Below are 15675 nucleotides of genomic sequence, written 5' to 3' on the forward strand. Positions count from 1 at the left end.
ATGAGCCGGAAAATACTGAGTCATCTATCTTCAGAACTGGAAGAACTTAAATCGAAGGGACTCTATAAAAACGAGAGAGTTATCAGCTCTCCACAGAGAGCAAAAATTACTGTACAGGATGGCAGGGAAGTCCTGAATTTCTGCGCCAACAACTACCTTGGACTGGCGGATAATCCCGAACTGATTGAAGCCGCAAAAGCATCCCTGGACAACTACGGTTACGGACTCTCTTCAGTCCGTTTTATCTGCGGTACCCAGACCATCCACAAAGAGCTGGAAGCCGGAATTTCAGAATTTCTCAAGACAGAAGATACCATCCTCTACTCCTCATGCTTTGATGCAAACGGAGGACTTTTCGAAACACTGCTGGGTTCCGAAGATGCAATCATAAGCGATGAACTGAACCATGCAAGCATCATAGACGGAGTACGTCTATGCAAAGCCCGGCGCTACCGTTATAAAAATAACAATATGGCAGATCTGGAAGAACAGCTCAAAGAGGCCTCTGATGCCCGCTTCCGTTTAATAGCTACTGACGGAGTCTTTTCTATGGACGGGACCATTGCCGATCTTAAGGGAGTCTGCGACCTGGCTGATAAATATGATGCCCTTGTTATGGTAGATGATTCCCATGCTGTTGGATTTATAGGAGCAAGCGGTGCGGGCACCCCCGAATACCGGGGAGTTCAGGACAGAATAGATATCTATACAGGGACTCTCGGCAAGGCTCTGGGAGGAGCATCAGGGGGGTATACTTCGGGTAAAAAAGAGATAATTGCCTGGCTGCGTCAGCGTTCCCGTCCTTATCTGTTCTCCAACTCTCTGGCTCCAGTTATGACTGCAACAGCCATTAAAACCCTTGAACTTATAAAAGCAGGTTCAGAACTGAGAGAAAAACTGACAGGTCATACAAACCGTTTCAGAACTGCTCTTAAAGAGGCCGGTTTCACCATCGTTGAGGGTGAGCACCCCATAGTTCCTCTGATGCTGGGAGATGCTTCCCTGGCCGTAAATATGGCCGACAAACTCCTGGAAAAAGGGATTTACGCTATTGGCTTCTCCTTCCCTGTTGTCCCCATGGGCAAGGCGCGCATCCGTTTTCAGATGTCTGCAGCTCATAGCAGTAAAGATGTGGAATACGCCATAGAGCAGATAATCAGCTGCGGAAAAGAGCTGGGGGTGATTTGATGAGAGCACTGGCCAAGACAGAAAAACGTACGGGGCTCTGGATGATCGATGCACCAAAGCCCGAATACGGTCCCAATGATCTTCTTATAAAGATCAAAATCACTGCCATATGCGGTACTGATGTCCATATCTACAACTGGGATAAATGGTCTCAGAACACTATCCCCGTTCCCATGATCACAGGACATGAATTTGTCGGTACCGTTGAGGCGATGGGCAGCGAAGTAGCCGGATTTAACCCGGGAGACAGGGTTACAGGAGAGGGACACCTTACCTGTGGTCACTGTCGAAACTGCCGCGCCGGAAAAAGACATCTCTGCCGGAACACCGAAGGTATCGGAGTGAATAAAACGGGCTGCTTTGCAGAATACCTTGTGCTCCCCGCGGACAATGCATTCAAACTGGATGATTTTATCTCAGATGAAGTTGCGGCTATTTTCGACCCTTTCGGCAATGCTGTTCATACGGCTCTCTCCTACGACCTGGTAGGTGAAGATGTACTGATTACGGGTGCCGGACCTATCGGCATCATGGCGGCCGCCGTAGCCAGGCATGCGGGGGCCCGTTATGTCATAATCACCGATGTAAATGAATACCGCCTGAATCTGGCTCGTCAGATGGGGGTAACCCGGGCAATCAATATTAAGACAGACAATCTGGAAGATATAATGAGCGAGCTCCATATGCTGGAAGGCTTTGATGTGGGCCTTGAGATGTCGGGCAACGCTGCGGCTCAGAATCAGCTCTTTGAAAAGATGAATAATGGAGGCCATGTGGCCTTACTGGGTATACCACCGGGAGACAGTACGGTAAACTGGAATCAGATCATCTTCAAAGGACTCCATCTTAAGGGAATCTATGGTAGAGAAATGTTCGAAACCTGGTATAAGATGGCAGCCATGATCCGTTCGGGACTTGATATCACCAGGATAATAACCCACAGAATGCCTGTAGAGGAGTTCGAACGTGGATTTGAAATAATGAGCGGAGGGCAGTCCGGAAAAATACTGTTGTATTGGGAGTAAGAAATCTGAAAACAAAGCAAAGTCTCTACAGCCTGAGCTATTTTACATTATTCGGGGCCATAGCCGCGCTATCCCCCTTCTTCCCTCTCCTGCTGCAGAGCAAGGGATTTGAACCTTCACGCATTGGTTTTCTACTGGGAAGTTATGAGATGATCAGCATCATGGGACTCTTGCTCATCGGTCATTTCTATGACAGTTTCCGCTCCCCCAGACGCACCATATTTACCATATGTCTGGCATCTATAATCGTCCTCTTTCTTATTGCCCGTGAAGAGAACCTCATAATGATTGTACCCCTGACACTGGCAATGGGCTTTGTTATCAAATCACCGGCGTCTTTAATGGATGCCCACTACGGACAGAATATACCGAATGCCGAAAAGAGCTATGGAAAAGCAAGGCTCTTCGGCAGCCTCGGTTTTTTTACAGTTGCTATGCTGATTCAGCTGACCGGAATTGTAGAAGCATCCCGGCCTCTTAGCATATTCAGAGCGTTCTCCATATTGCTTTCCATCAGCATGGCCCTTCTGATTTTCCTCCCTAAGGCACACCAGCACAAAAATGAGAAGGTAAAAACATCCTTTTTAAGTAAAGTGAAATCCTTCCCTCTTGTGTTCTGGGCAGGCCTTGGCATAGCCTTTTTCAATCATCTGGGGATGTCGGGACATTATACTTTTTTCTCTCTGTTAATGAGCAACAAGTTCGGCAGGACCGATGTGGGTGGTCTCTGGGCCATAGGTCCATTATTCGAACTACCCCTGTTCTTCTTTTCCGCCTGGCTGCTGCAGAAACTTGGTTTGAAAAAATTATGGATTATCGGACTGGCTGCAGGGTTTATCAGGATGCAGGTCTACTCCCTGTCATCCACGATTCTCCCATTGTATGTGGTGCAGATTTGCCACAGTGTATCCTTCGGTTTCAACCATCTATGCATGATTACTCTTATCACCCGTTTTGTACCAACTGAAAGCAGGGGACTTGCCATGGCTTTGTTCTCGGCTGTCTCCATGGGACTGTCCCTTTTTGTCGGTGGATTCCTCGGTGGATGGATTCTGCATCACAGCGGCTATACCCTGCTCTTTCAGGTTCTATCCGCAGCTCCCCTTCTGGGGATTGTTACGGCAGGACTCTTTCTGAAAGAGAATAGATCAGTAGGAGAATAAGGAGGCGGCAACAGCCAGGCCCGCTCCGGATGCAACAGCAAGAACTTTATCGCCCCTTTTAATATTGTCATCCTGTACCGCATGGTGGAAAGCCATGGGGATACAGGCACTCCCTGTATATCCATATCGATCCATAACACATGTTGTTTTGCTATGATCCTGCTCTAAAACATCCATCACATCCATAATTACTTTTTTATTTATCTGTGTAAAAAGATAGTGATCAATATCATCTCTTTTCAGCTTGTGCTTCTGAAGCAGTTTATCAACTATCTCTGGCCATAGTTTGACATTTCTGTCACCGGGAAGGCGCTGCAGCAGCTGCAGACCGTATTCATTATTCTCAAGGCGTTCTTTAGTAACCGGCTGTCTGGTACCACCGCTGTAAACTCCGATATAATTCCACTGAGTTCCATCAGACAGAAGCTGACCACCCATGTACTTATCTTCACGGTTTTCCAGAATAACGGCACCCGCACCGTCTGCAAAAATTGAATATGCAAAGACATCCCCTGCTCTGGCATAAGCAGGCATATTGTAAACACCAATAACACAGGCGTAACGGAGGGAAGCATCAGATTTTAAGAGGGCCTGAGCATTATGGAGTGCAGCTACAAAACTTGAGCAGCTTGCGTTAATATCATATGTTCCGGTATAGCGCTGACCTTTCTGAATTCGTCCCTGTACCAGCATACTGGTGGCCGGTGAAATGTACTCCGGGGTATCTGTCCCGACAACAAAAAGATCAATTTCGTCAGGATCAATTGATGCAGCCTCAATAGCATTCCGTGCCGCTTTCTCGGCAAAATCAGCTGTTGTTTCGTTAATACCTCTTAGATGGGCAATATGTCTGTTTTCAATTCCAAGCTTTGCTTTAGTTCTCTCACCGTCAAACTCAATCCCTGCCAGAGTCATAAGCTCCTGATTGGAAATGGCATTACCCGGAGCATAGACTCCTGTAGAAAGAATTCTCATAAAGAAACCCCTTTTATTAAATATTGAGATATTGTCTTTAATAATGCAGAGCTGTCAGAAACCCTGTCATTCAACAGCCCCTCAATACCGACATAGTGAGACAGTCCGATAAGAAAATTTGCCGTAATACGTCTATCCTTCTCATCCTCAATGCTGAGATTTTTCATATATCCCTGTTCAAATGAATTATAATATTCACTGACCCAGGGCTTACTGACAAATTCAGCTTCCCTGATAATGGCGTAGTATTCTGTATGCCTGCTCATATAGGATAAAAAGAAATAGATACCGAAAACTTCTTTTTCAAACCGGCTTTTATATGGGAGGGTCTGCTCCGATAGAAATAAACGGATTCGGTGACCGATTAATCTGATCAACTCTGAGAAGAATTCCTCTTTTTTATTAAAATAAGTATAGAAAGTTCCAACTGCCAGACCTGTTTCTCTAGCGATATCCCCAACACCGATGGCATGATATCCCTTATCACCTATAAGCTTGATACCTGAAGAGAGGAGCCTTGAACGGCTGTCTTCAGCTGAGTCCTCTGAATAAGAAAAAAAACTGTCGGGAATATCAGGAATCAGACCTTCCTTTTCGTCTCTGAAAACTCCGTTTAATATAAGGTCTCTTATTTTTTCAGGCTCCCTGGGCAGACCGTCATACAGTGCTCTGGTAGAACAGAAGCGGATTCCCGAAATAATATAAAGATATTCCGCTTCCCTCACTTCCCTGCCGAAAATAGTACTGATTACTTCAATATAGATAGTCCGCAGTCTTTCCTCATACTCGGGAAAACGATACTGCCCCTCTCTGAAAACAGAGACATACTGCTTATGATTAATTCCGACGTTGTTTAATGTTGTAATAAAATCAAGAAGCTGCTCTTCTTTCGTATTTCCCTGAATATCTTCGAGTTCACTTTTGAAACGGCTGAGAAACTCCTCGAGGAGAACACGTACCAGATTATCTTTTTTTGAATAATATCGATAAAAGACACCATTGGAGACACCCGCATGACGGCAGACTTCCGCTATTGAAACAGTTTCAAACCAACTTGTAGAAAATAGTTCCAATGCGGCTTTTCTAATTTTTAGATCAGTATCTTTAGCCATCAGTCATTTTCTCCAAGAACACACAACAGAATATTCCAGAAATCATCCGGCTTTTCCACCATGGGACTGTGTCCGCAGTTTTCAATTTCATAATAAGAGGCTTTAAAAAAGTCTGCACTCTCAAGAGCGGAATCTTTGCTGATGAGGATATCTTTATCACCCCTGAGAACATGTACGGTACCTTTATAATTATTAACCCTGCCCCGGTAATCTGCAACTGCCAATGCTTCTGCATGACCGATAAATGCCTCAGATTTCATTTTCTGAGCATCATCTACAAGCTTTTCAAGAAGGATTTCATCCGACAGTTCGGGAGCAATAGATGCTATCGCTTTTTTCAACACATCACGATTATCCCGATATGCTTCAATTGCAGGATAGTGCTCCCGGGGAGTAACAAACCCCTGTACAGGAGAGGAATCTACCAATATCAACTGCTCCACTCTCTCAGGGCTGGATAGTGCAAAATCCATGGCAACGGCTCCTCCGAAGCTATGCCCGAGAAGGATAAACCGTTCCCAGTTCAATTCATCAGCAATTTTTCCCAACCAGGCGGAGTAATCGGGAATCATCCAGGAATCCATCCTGCCCGAATCTCCAAAATTAGGAAGATCGGGAGCGGCACAGTTTCCTGAATATCTATCAATAATCTGTTCATACCAGAGACCCGAACCCAGGTTTCCATGGAGCATAACAATAGGAACAGTATTTGGTTCTGAGGGATTATTCCTTCTCATCCTGATTGTCATTCCATCTATTAACATTATTGATTTGTCCAAAAAAAACTCCTGCCTATACGATGAATGCTGTTTTTTATAGCAGATTATTCAAGCTTAAGTAATACAGCAGTACCCATTCCACCACCCGCACATAGAGTCGCCACTCCGGTTTTCTTACCCTGACGCTTCAATTCATACAGAAGAGTAACCAGTATTCTGTTCCCCGTAGCACCCAGTGGGTGTCCCAGAGCAATTGCTCCACCGTTGACATTACAGCGTTCCAGCAGCCATTCAGTACTGACTCCGTGTTCATCAGCCATCTCCTTCAGAACACCAAGACTCTGGGCGGCAAAGGCCTCATTAAGTTCAAACAGATCTACATCCTCAAGCTTCATGCCTGTTTTCTTCATCAGCCTGGAAACAGCAGGAACCGGGCCTAATCCCATATAAGCAGGATCTACTCCGGCCTGTGCATCGGCAACGACTTCCGCCAGAGGGGTCAGATTAAACTCCTTCACAGCAGATTCAGAGGCAAGGATAATCGCCGAAGCACCGTCATTAATTCCTGATGCATTACCGGCAGTGACTGTTCCTTCTCTATCAAAAGCAGGCCTGAGAGATGAGAGCGAGTCAACCGTAGTCTCAGGTTTTGGATATTCATCTGAATCCACGACAGTCTCTTTTCGGCGGGATTTCACAGTAAAAGGTACAATTTCAGCTTTGAAACGACCCTCTTTCTGAGCAGTATCTGCCCGTTTCTGACTCACTACGGCAAATTCATCCTGCTGCTCTCTGGTCAAATTATGTTTCCTGGCAATATTTTCTGCCGTAATACCCATATGGTAATTATTGAAAACATCGGTCAGACCGTCAGTAATAAGTGTATCATCAAGGGACATGGAGCCAAGTTTCTTCCCCCAGCGCATATCTGATGAAACATTGTATGGAGAGCGGCTCATATTTTCCATTCCTGCACTGACAACAAGTCTGTTATCACCCACACGTATGGACTGAGCTCCGAGCATTACGGTTTTCATACCGCTGCAGCAAATCATGTTCATTGTATGAGCAGGGACGGTATCGGGGATTCCAGCGGCAATAGATGCCTGACGTCCAGGTCCCATCCCCTGGGCACCCTGCAGAACATTTCCCACAAAGACTTCATCTATCTTTGCAGGATCTATTGCACAGTCCTCAAGAGCGGCCCTGATAGCGGCAGCCCCCAGTTCTGGGGCAGGGGTCCCTTTAAATGCTCCGCCGAAACTACCGAGGGCAGTTCTTCTGGCAGCGACAATATATACTTTTTCCATTTATTTACTCCTTAATACTACTGAGTCACTTGCCTCTTTGTTCGGCAAACTCCGGGCTTTCGAATGAATATAGCCCAGCTCTATGGCTTCATTTGTGAGTTGTTCTCTAAACTCCGGATGAGCAATCGAAATCAGGGCTTCTGCTCTTTCAGATAATGTCCGGCCTCTCAGATGTACTGTTCCGAATTCAGTTGCCACCCAGTCCAGATCCTGACGGGGAACAGTCACTGCCGAACCCGGAGGAAGGGTAGAGACAATTGTAGAGATAGTACCTTTCTTTGCTGTGGAACGAAGGGCAATAATTCCCTTGCCGTTCTTAGCTTTCTGGGCTCCCCGGTGGGTATCCAGCTGACCTCCTGTCCCTGAATACTGAACAGGACCAAGACTCTCAGAGCAGACCTGACCTGCCAGATCCACTGTAATGGCAGTATTGATACTGACCATATTGTCATTCATGGCAATCACATCAGGATCATTGACATATTTCCCTCTCATCTCCAGGACAGCGGGATTATCATCCAGCCAATCGTACATCCTCTGACTTCCCAGAGCGAATGTGAAAACAAATTTATTAGGCCACAGAGATTTTTTACTGTTATTTACAGCACCCTTTTCAAAAAGGTCTATCATGCTCTCTGTAAACATCTCCGTATGTATACCCAGATTCTTCTTATTTCCCAGAAGAGCTGCAACAGCATTGGGTATTCCTCCTATTCCGATCTGAAGAGTACTGCCGTCCTCAACAAGTTCAGCAATATGGACAGCAATCTCTTTTTCCACGCCAGCTGATTCGAGGGTCGGGATCGAAGGGATAGGAGCGTCATAATAAACAACCATGTCCACATCACGGATGTGAACCTGAGTATCTCCATGAATCCAGGGAACATATTTATTGACTTCCATCACCACCAGATCAGCTGCTTCCACAGCCTCCAGTTCATAGACATTAGAAAGACCAAGATTGAAAAATCCGTTTTCCTCACGCATGGCAGTGGAGGGACCCCAGTAAACAATACTGACACCTTCTTCCTTCAGGGCATCAAGTTTATTTGTCCCCGCCTGATGCAGGTTATTGGGTATAAAATCCACAAGATTATACCCAAGCTTGGCAGCCTTACGGTTTGAAGGCCCGAAAAACCAGTTTTCATTCATGAATATCCCTTCGTATTCGGGATTCTCACAGAATTCATAGGACTGCATATTCAGACAGGATATTATTCTCAGATGCTCAAAATGATCTGCATACTTATGCAGTTCGGACATAAAGCCCTGACTCTCCATGGATGCCATACCCATTATAACCGCTGCCTTTCTCGGCAGAGATCTGACAGCATCCTCAATGGATTTCTCTTTTTTATTAAGACTGCTTTTCCAATTACTCATAACTGTATCCTTTATTAAGAACTTTCCTGATTAGAGGACAAGCCCTCCATCCACACCAAGGGTCTGGGCAGTAACAAAAGAAGCCTTGTCACTGGCAAGAAATAGAGCAGCATTGGCAACATCTTCGGCTTCTCCCATACGAGCAAGGGGTGTCTTACCGACCATCAAATCCAGAATTTTTTCGGGCATTTTTTCAGTCATGGGAGTTCTGATAAATCCGGGAGCAATTGCATTGACCCTTACCTGAGCACCCTTACGGGCGAATTCTTTGGCCCAGGTTTTAGTCAGGGTGATAACCCCTCCCTTTGTTGCAGCGTAATTGCTCTGTCCTACATTACCGACCACACCTACAATACTGGCCATATTGATGATAGAACCGTTATTCTTCTCAATCATTCCAGGAGCCAGCTCTCTTGTAATAAGAAAAACTCCTTTTAGATTTACATTAATCACTGCATCCCAGTCTTCATCAGACATTTTCTGAATAAGATTGTCTCTTGTGATTCCGGCATTATTAACAAGAACTTCTACACTGCCTTCCTCTTTGAGTATCTCGGCACAGACTGATTTAACATCATCCGAACTGGTTACATTTAAAACCTTGGATTTAACATTGGTATATTTAGAACTGATTTCTTCAAATCCATCAAAATTCATATCAAGGGCAATAACTGTTTTTGCTCCGGCAGCAGCAAAATTTTCAACAATCTGTTTACCGATTCCCCGGGCACCGCCGGTTACAACACATACTTTTCCATTCAAATTCATTACATACTCCTTTTAGTACTATCGAGACTGCTATTTTGTCTCGGAATATTGCTCAAAATTGGCTATATATCACCCGGAGACAGGACCCCATTTAACAGCGCAGGCTGCCCATACAAAACCGATACCCGCCCCGACCATAACGATGTTGTCACCATCTTTCACTTTTCCACTCTTAAGGCCTTCCAGCAGAGATATAACCTGGTCGTTCTGACCTATATGCCCATACTCATTAAGATAGGTGGTCTGATCTTCATTCAGACCAAGCTCTTTCAGAATGTAATCGTGTGTACTCTTCTTAAAATGGAGAATCGCAAGGTAGTCCAGATCTTTCCGTTCAAGTCCGCTTTTCTTCAGACTGTCATCAATAACAGCAAAAAAGTTAGGCAGAGTTCTCTCTCCCAGTTTCTGTTTAAAACTATCCACATCATCAATTTCGAAGTGCAGCTTATCTGTATCCTCTGCTTTCATAGGCCAGTTTTTTGTCCCTCCGGCCTTAACGATACAGTCAGTTGAAAAGTCCCCATCTCCACGGAAAGCACTGGCCGTGAGAATATTGGCATTGTGCCCTTTTCGCAGAATCATGGCGGCTCCGCCTGCTCCGAGATCAAACATAAAGGATGTTTCCTTCACCCCGTAATCCACCATGTCTCCGTTACGGTAACCACTTACAAGCATGACCGTCTTATATTCTGGATTAGCCACCATCAGAGATCGTGCAACCTCCATTCCGGCCATCATGGAACCGCACATGGCCTCCATATCAAAACTCCAGGCATTTACAGCACCTATCTCTTTTGCCACATGCAGACCGGCCAGCCAGTTCAGATAATCTTTATGCTGAGCGCCGTTCCAGATCAGCACATCGATCTCTTCGGGATCAATACCAGCCATGGCAAGCGATTCTCTTGCAGCCTCAATTCCCATGAAGGACGTTGTGTCCCCGGGACCGGGAACCGGCTTCTTATCAACACCAAATTTAAGACGGATCACATCTTCCGGGATTCCGGTTTTATCGGCTATATCCTGTGAACTGAGAAACTCAGAAGGTGTATAAGTCCCCAGTCCGATAATGCCTATGTTTTCATTTTTCATAAATTCCAGCCTTTCCTATATCCTCGTTACAGTCCCAGATATGCTTTTTCAACTTCAGGATTATTTGCCAATTCCTCTGCTGTTCCCTGGATGACAATATTTCCATTGTCCATGACATATCCACGGTCAACGGCACGCAGGCTCTCTCTTACATTCTGTTCTGTCACAAGGATACGTACGTCTTTTTTCATTTCAATAAGAATATTGAACAGATCATGAACAATTGAGGGCTGTAGTCCCAGGCTGGGCTCATCCAGAATCAAGAGTCTTGGTTCGGCCATAAGGGCACGTCCTACGGCCAGCATTCTCTGCTGTCCTCCACTCATGGTTCCCGCCATTTGATTCCCCCGGTCTTTGAGGATAGGGAAGAAGGTATAGACCTTCTCAAGATTGACAGCGACATTGCCCCGGGCTCGGGGAATGTTTGTTCCTCCGAGAATCAGGTTATCGTATACTGATAGAGCCGGAAAAAGTTCCCGCTCCTGCGGTACAACAGAAATTCCCAAATGAACACGCTTGTGAGTGGGAAGCTTTGTGATATCCTGTCCTTCAAAACTCAATTCACCATTTTGGGCTGCAACCAGTCCCAGTATGGTATTAATCAATGTAGTTTTTCCCGCTCCGTTAGGACCAAAAAGACCTACAGAACCACTCTCTATTTCAAGACTTATATCGTTAAGGACCTTGAGTTTTCCATAACCGCTGCTCAGATTGCTAATTTTCAACATTATTCCGCACCTCCGAGGTAGGCGGTTCTTACCCGCTCATTTTTACTGACTTCTGTATAGGGACCTTGAGCAATAAGAATCCCGTTGTCCAGAACTATGACCCTGTTGGTCAGGGAAGAGATGACTCCCATAACATGCTCAACGACGCCTACTGCCAGAGATTTCCTGAGGGCAATATCCTTTATCAGAGCAATAACTTCTTTTGATTCATCCGAATTCAGACCGGCCATGACCTCATCCAGAAATAGGATCTTGGGATCTGTTGCCAATGCCTTGGCAATCTCCATCTTCTTGATCTCCAGAATATTCAGATTTGCAGTGCTCCTGTTCAGCCGCTCCAAACCCATTTCCAGACACAGTTCAATGGCTGCTATCCTGGCTTCAGGAACTGACATTTTTCTGGCAAAGATAAAACCCGTCATGACATTTTCAATAAGGGTCAGATTTTCCAGAGGATGGATCAACTGAAAGGTTCTACCGATCCCCATGGCGGCTCTTATATGAGTAGGAATATTTGTAATGTCCACATCATCAAGATAAATCTTGCCGGAACTGGGGGCATGAATACCGGCAATCAGATTGATCAGGGTCGTCTTACCGGCACCATTGGGACCGATAATACCTACGATATCTCCACTCTTCAGATGAAAATCCACATTATTTGTAGCCTTGAGACCTCCGAAGGAGATGCACAGCTTTTCAGTTCTTAACTCACTCATTTTCGGACAGCTCCTTTTTCGTTGCGGACTTTTCCTCAGGAAGAGGATCGTTGCCCGTATCAACAAAAAGATAGCGTTTAATCAGGCCGACAATCCCCTGGGGCATAAATAGAAGGACAAGAATGATGATCAGTCCGTAGACAACAAGATGTCCGTAGGGAATATAGAGTTTCAGAAATTCACCGAGGACACCAAGGAGCACTGCCCCGACTACGGGTCCCCATGTTCCATACATGCCTCCAAGGAGAGCCATTGCCAGTGGAATGAGGGTATAGTTAGCATTGAAACTGCTTTCAGGGCTGACAAACCCTATCAACTGAGAGTTTGCTGCTCCAGCAATTCCCTGAACCATGGAAGTGACAACAAAGGTGAATACCAGAGTGGTATAAATGTTTATTCCACCTGACTTGGCGGTAACTTCATTGTCTCTGATAGCTGTAAGGGCAAAATGGTATCTACTTCTTTTGAAATACTCAGATAGCAGAATGACCAGGAGAGCCAGAATCAGCATCAGGGCATAACCCAGATTGGAATCTCCCTGAAACAGTGCACCCTGAAGAATTTTTCCGTTTGGTCCACCGGAAACAGACTTCCAGTTATGCATAATAATCTTGAAAATCTCACCGAATGCCATAGTTGTGATGGCAAAATACATGCCTCTCAACCTTAATACAGCAGCACCGATTACAGCGGCAACGATTCCTACAATGACTCCGGCCAGAACTATAGAGAGCAAACCGGGAATACCAAAATTAGCTGTAAGGATTACAGAGATATAACCACCCAGACCGAAGAGACCGGCCAGACCGAAAGAGAGCTGTCCAGAGCGGATAAGGATATCCCAGCTTAAGGCCAGTATCATATAACTTATGACAGCCCTTCCGATAATCCGGGCATAGGGACCGGCAAAAAATGGGAGGATCATAATGATTATTCCAAGGATACCGAAACCCAGTGCCAGGGATTTATTCTTTTTATTCATGGATGTCATCCCCCTACCCTCTGGCCTTTAAACTGCGTGAAAAGATCACAACAATAATCAGAACAAAAAAGATCATGGGTGCCCAGCTTGCACCGTGGGGAATAGACATAATCGAACTCTCTGCAAAACCGAGTATCAAACTTGCCACAGCAACCATGGGAAGATTTCCTATTCCCGCCATTGCAACAAGACAAAATGATTTCATGGTATATGCCCCGCCGACTGCTGGGAAAATTGAAAATTTTGTAAGAAAGAAGCTACCGAATATACCTACCAGCATGGAGGCAATGGCAAAAATGACAGCATAAGTCAGTTGTACATTGATACCGACGATCTGTGCTCCCCTGGGATTCTGTCCGACAGCCAGTGCGGCTTTCCCGAAACGGGTCTTTTTAAGGAACAGCATGAGGAATGCAAAAAAAACCAGTGCCAGTAAAGGAAAAACAAAATCATAGATACCAAAACTTATATCTCCCAAACTTGCGCTTGCCGAGACATAGTCCAATGACAACTTTCGAGGCTGACTGGTTGCAATCAGGTTTACGGTCTGACTCAGAACCATTGCGACCCCGAAGGTTAAAATAAGCTGATTCAGTTCCGGCGCTTTCAGAGTATGTTTGATACTGACCTGAAATAGTAGAAGTCCCAGAAAAAACATAATAATCCCTGTTGGAATTGCCGCCAATAGAGGGTCCAGTCCCAGACTGTGGGAAATAAAGTAAGTTATATACGCACCAACCATCATCATCTCACCATGGGCAAGATTTACGATATGGACGATACCCAGTATGAGGGCCATAGGTAATGCAACAGCCGCATAAATACCGGCCCGCTGAATGCCATATATCACAGCTGTCGGTTTGATCGTATACAAAATGATCAGGTAGGCAATAACGGCCAGAAGACCGACAATACCGACAATTTTTTTATTCATGAAAATGTCTCCCTTTTATGAGGTCCTTTTATTAATTTTTGTTTTTGAATAAACCATGGAAATGCCGGGGTGAAAGGGGCTTCCATCCCGGCGAAGAAATATTATCTTTGACTCCAGGGAGTAAAAGGGTACTTAGGTTCTGAGGTAGCCTGTTCGAAAGGCCAGATTACCTGCTGAACACCGTTCTGCCACTGCAGGATTTTCTGATTTCGAATACCCTGATTACTGATAATATTGGATGGTCCGAAGCTGATTACTTCTCCGGTGGGTGACTCATACTGAATCTTTTTAAGCTCTGCAATAATCGCATCCTGATCCATAGTCCCGGCTTCTTCCACAGCCTGAGCGATGATCTGAATTGCCGCATAACCCAGAGGGGCAAAATAAGTTGCAGGTTCTGTCCCGGTCTTAGCGATAAAACCGTTATAGAACTTAGCACTGACCTCACTGATCTCATTCAGGCTGGGAGCCCACAGACCATAGAGAGTTACATCTTCTGCCAATTTGGATTCACCGAAATCTGCAGGCCATCCCGGAGGCGCTCCTACAAAGAGTGCTGGATCAAAGTCGATAGCCTTGGACTGCTCCAACAAAGGGAGTGCATCTGCATCATAACCGGCCCAGATAAAGACATCGGGATCATAAGCTTTTGCACGCTGAAGAACTGCGCTGTAATCTCCACCTCCTGCTGCTGCAGAGAGGAAGGGTTCACCATCAATTTCCATATCAGAAAAAAGGGCCTTAGTGGCTTCAAAAGATGCAGATCCGAAAGCACCCTCTTCATATGCCAGAAACCATCTTCCGATACTGATTTCACTGTACTTTTCAGCAATAGCATTCCAGCCTTCTACATAAGAGGCTCCCTGGTTATAATCCCAGGGATGAAGATGAAAATACCATTCCTGATCGGCACCGATAGCTTCTTCGGCCAGATGACTGGCTGCACCGGTAATCATAGTTATTTTTTTATATGTCTTGAGAGTGGGGATCTGGCCCAAATGCACACCACTGGAAACAACACCTACAAAAAAATCTACTTTATCGATGGTCGCCAGTCTTTCAATTGCAGCCGCTCCTTTTTCAGGATTGAACTCACTGTCAATCACAATAAGCTCAACCTGTTTACCTAACAGACCGCCATTGGCATTAATTTCATCTACGGCAACCTGAGCCGCTTTACTGGCCTGTTCACCGGTTATATCACCCAGGGGCCAAACTCCTCCAAACTTGATTGTGTCAGAGTCCTGGCCTCCTTGTGCAAAGATCATTGATGCTGCCATAAGCAGTATCAGCATAAGAGAAATACCCTTTCTATTCATTAAAATCCTCCTGTTTGTGAACACTGAATCGGTTCTCATTTCTTATTCATGATTACACTCCTTTTTTGATTTGTCAAGAAAATAATGAGAGATGATTCGGTTGTCACTTAAGATCTGCCTTTCAGCAAAAAAAAAGGGGCTGTTGCAAAAGTCTAATTAGACTAAAGCGACAGCCCTTTTCTTTTTCAAAACAATTATTCGAAAGTCTTTAAATGTAAAAAGGGGCCGCAAAGCGACCCCATCGTGCTACAATTTGTT

15 protein-coding genes are annotated in these 15675 nt (G+C 45.2%); 3 read left to right on the forward strand and 12 right to left on the reverse strand.

From position 1 onward, the window contains the following. Genes DV872_RS21125 through DV872_RS21135 form a run of 3 tightly spaced genes read left to right on the forward strand, consistent with a single transcriptional unit; the run spans position 1 to position 3376 of the window. Positions 1–1188: a glycine C-acetyltransferase gene (locus DV872_RS21125; RefSeq protein WP_114631955.1), complete on the forward strand. Its 1188-nt coding sequence runs from the start codon at positions 1–3 to the stop codon at positions 1186–1188. Next, a complete protein-coding gene (gene tdh / locus DV872_RS21130; protein ID WP_114631956.1) occupies positions 1188–2213 on the forward strand; it encodes an L-threonine 3-dehydrogenase in 1026 nt (341 codons plus the stop codon). Before DV872_RS21125 ends, tdh begins: the two co-directional genes overlap by 1 nt. Then, positions 2204–3376, forward strand: a complete 1173-nt coding sequence (locus tag DV872_RS21135; protein WP_114631957.1) for an MFS transporter — start codon at positions 2204–2206, stop codon at positions 3374–3376. Before tdh ends, DV872_RS21135 begins: the two co-directional genes overlap by 10 nt. On the opposite strand, the gene DV872_RS21140 is transcribed toward DV872_RS21135, so the two are convergent. The 12 genes from DV872_RS21140 to DV872_RS21195 all read right to left on the reverse strand — a co-directional run bounded on the left by DV872_RS21140 (position 3362) and on the right by DV872_RS21195 (position 15417). Beyond that, positions 3362–4351: a 3-oxoacyl-ACP synthase III family protein gene (locus DV872_RS21140; RefSeq protein WP_114631958.1), complete on the reverse strand. Its 990-nt coding sequence runs from the start codon at positions 4349–4351 to the stop codon at positions 3362–3364. The genes DV872_RS21135 and DV872_RS21140 overlap by 15 nt on opposite strands. After that, entirely contained in the window at positions 4348–5463 is a 1116-nt protein-coding gene (locus DV872_RS21145) for a TetR/AcrR family transcriptional regulator (RefSeq protein WP_114631959.1), read from the reverse strand. Before DV872_RS21145 ends, DV872_RS21140 begins: the two co-directional genes overlap by 4 nt. Continuing rightward, positions 5463–6242: an alpha/beta fold hydrolase gene (locus tag DV872_RS21150; protein WP_114631960.1), complete on the reverse strand. Its 780-nt coding sequence runs from the start codon at positions 6240–6242 to the stop codon at positions 5463–5465. Before DV872_RS21150 ends, DV872_RS21145 begins: the two co-directional genes overlap by 1 nt. A gap of 44 nt (positions 6243–6286) precedes the next feature. Further along, a complete protein-coding gene (locus DV872_RS21155) occupies positions 6287–7492 on the reverse strand; it encodes an acetyl-CoA C-acetyltransferase (protein ID WP_114631961.1) in 1206 nt (401 codons plus the stop codon). Continuing rightward, entirely contained in the window at positions 7493–8875 is a 1383-nt protein-coding gene (locus DV872_RS21160) for an acetyl-CoA hydrolase/transferase family protein (RefSeq protein ID WP_114631962.1), read from the reverse strand. Between the two features lie 30 nt (positions 8876–8905). Beyond that, positions 8906–9643, reverse strand: coding sequence for a beta-ketoacyl-ACP reductase (locus DV872_RS21165; protein WP_114631963.1), 738 nt, complete (start codon positions 9641–9643; stop codon positions 8906–8908). A gap of 69 nt (positions 9644–9712) precedes the next feature. Next, the gene (locus DV872_RS21170; RefSeq protein ID WP_114631964.1) at positions 9713–10735 is read right to left on the reverse strand and encodes a 3-oxoacyl-ACP synthase; all 1023 of its coding nucleotides are present in this window, start codon (positions 10733–10735) and stop codon (positions 9713–9715) included. A 26-nt stretch (positions 10736–10761) separates the two neighbouring features. Then, the gene (locus DV872_RS21175; protein ID WP_114631965.1) at positions 10762–11463 is read right to left on the reverse strand and encodes an ABC transporter ATP-binding protein; all 702 of its coding nucleotides are present in this window, start codon (positions 11461–11463) and stop codon (positions 10762–10764) included. Beyond that, entirely contained in the window at positions 11463–12182 is a 720-nt protein-coding gene (locus tag DV872_RS21180; protein WP_114631966.1) for an ABC transporter ATP-binding protein, read from the reverse strand. The genes DV872_RS21175 and DV872_RS21180 overlap by 1 nt, the downstream gene beginning before the upstream one ends. Then, positions 12175–13164, reverse strand: coding sequence for a branched-chain amino acid ABC transporter permease (locus DV872_RS21185; protein ID WP_114631967.1), 990 nt, complete (start codon positions 13162–13164; stop codon positions 12175–12177). The genes DV872_RS21180 and DV872_RS21185 overlap by 8 nt, the downstream gene beginning before the upstream one ends. A gap of 13 nt (positions 13165–13177) precedes the next feature. Further along, entirely contained in the window at positions 13178–14098 is a 921-nt protein-coding gene (locus DV872_RS21190; RefSeq protein ID WP_114631968.1) for a branched-chain amino acid ABC transporter permease, read from the reverse strand. 101 nt (positions 14099–14199) lie between these two features. Beyond that, positions 14200–15417 (reverse strand): ABC transporter substrate-binding protein, encoded by a 1218-nt coding sequence (locus DV872_RS21195; protein ID WP_114631969.1) that lies wholly within the window; start codon positions 15415–15417, stop codon positions 14200–14202. Positions 15418–15675: the final 258 nt, after the last annotated feature.

The sequence above is a fragment of the Oceanispirochaeta sp. M1 genome (genome assembly GCF_003346715.1).
Classification (GTDB): Bacteria; Spirochaetota; Spirochaetia; order DSM-2461; family DSM-2461; genus Oceanispirochaeta.

Excerpts from the sequence above, each read along its gene's own strand:
- DV872_RS21125 (WP_114631955.1), top strand. The coding sequence starts at position 1 with ATGAGCCGGAAAATACTGAGTCATCTATCTTCAGAACTGGAAGAACTT.
- tdh (WP_114631956.1), top strand. The coding sequence starts at position 1,188 with ATGAGAGCACTGGCCAAGACAGAAAAACGTACGGGGCTCTGGATGATC.
- DV872_RS21140 (WP_114631958.1), bottom strand. The coding sequence starts at position 4,351 with ATGAGAATTCTTTCTACAGGAGTCTATGCTCCGGGTAATGCCATTTCC.
- DV872_RS21145 (WP_114631959.1), bottom strand. The coding sequence starts at position 5,463 with ATGGCTAAAGATACTGATCTAAAAATTAGAAAAGCCGCATTGGAACTA.
- DV872_RS21155 (WP_114631961.1), bottom strand. The coding sequence starts at position 7,492 with ATGGAAAAAGTATATATTGTCGCTGCCAGAAGAACTGCCCTCGGTAGT.
- DV872_RS21160 (WP_114631962.1), bottom strand. The coding sequence starts at position 8,875 with ATGAGTAATTGGAAAAGCAGTCTTAATAAAAAAGAGAAATCCATTGAG.
- DV872_RS21165 (WP_114631963.1), bottom strand. The coding sequence starts at position 9,643 with ATGAATTTGAATGGAAAAGTATGTGTTGTAACCGGCGGTGCCCGGGGA.
- DV872_RS21170 (WP_114631964.1), bottom strand. The coding sequence starts at position 10,735 with ATGAAAAATGAAAACATAGGCATTATCGGACTGGGGACTTATACACCT.
- DV872_RS21175 (WP_114631965.1), bottom strand. The coding sequence starts at position 11,463 with ATGTTGAAAATTAGCAATCTGAGCAGCGGTTATGGAAAACTCAAGGTC.
- DV872_RS21180 (WP_114631966.1), bottom strand. The coding sequence starts at position 12,182 with ATGAGTGAGTTAAGAACTGAAAAGCTGTGCATCTCCTTCGGAGGTCTC.
- DV872_RS21185 (WP_114631967.1), bottom strand. The coding sequence starts at position 13,164 with ATGAATAAAAAGAATAAATCCCTGGCACTGGGTTTCGGTATCCTTGGA.
- DV872_RS21190 (WP_114631968.1), bottom strand. The coding sequence starts at position 14,098 with ATGAATAAAAAAATTGTCGGTATTGTCGGTCTTCTGGCCGTTATTGCC.
- DV872_RS21195 (WP_114631969.1), bottom strand. The coding sequence starts at position 15,417 with ATGAATAGAAAGGGTATTTCTCTTATGCTGATACTGCTTATGGCAGCA.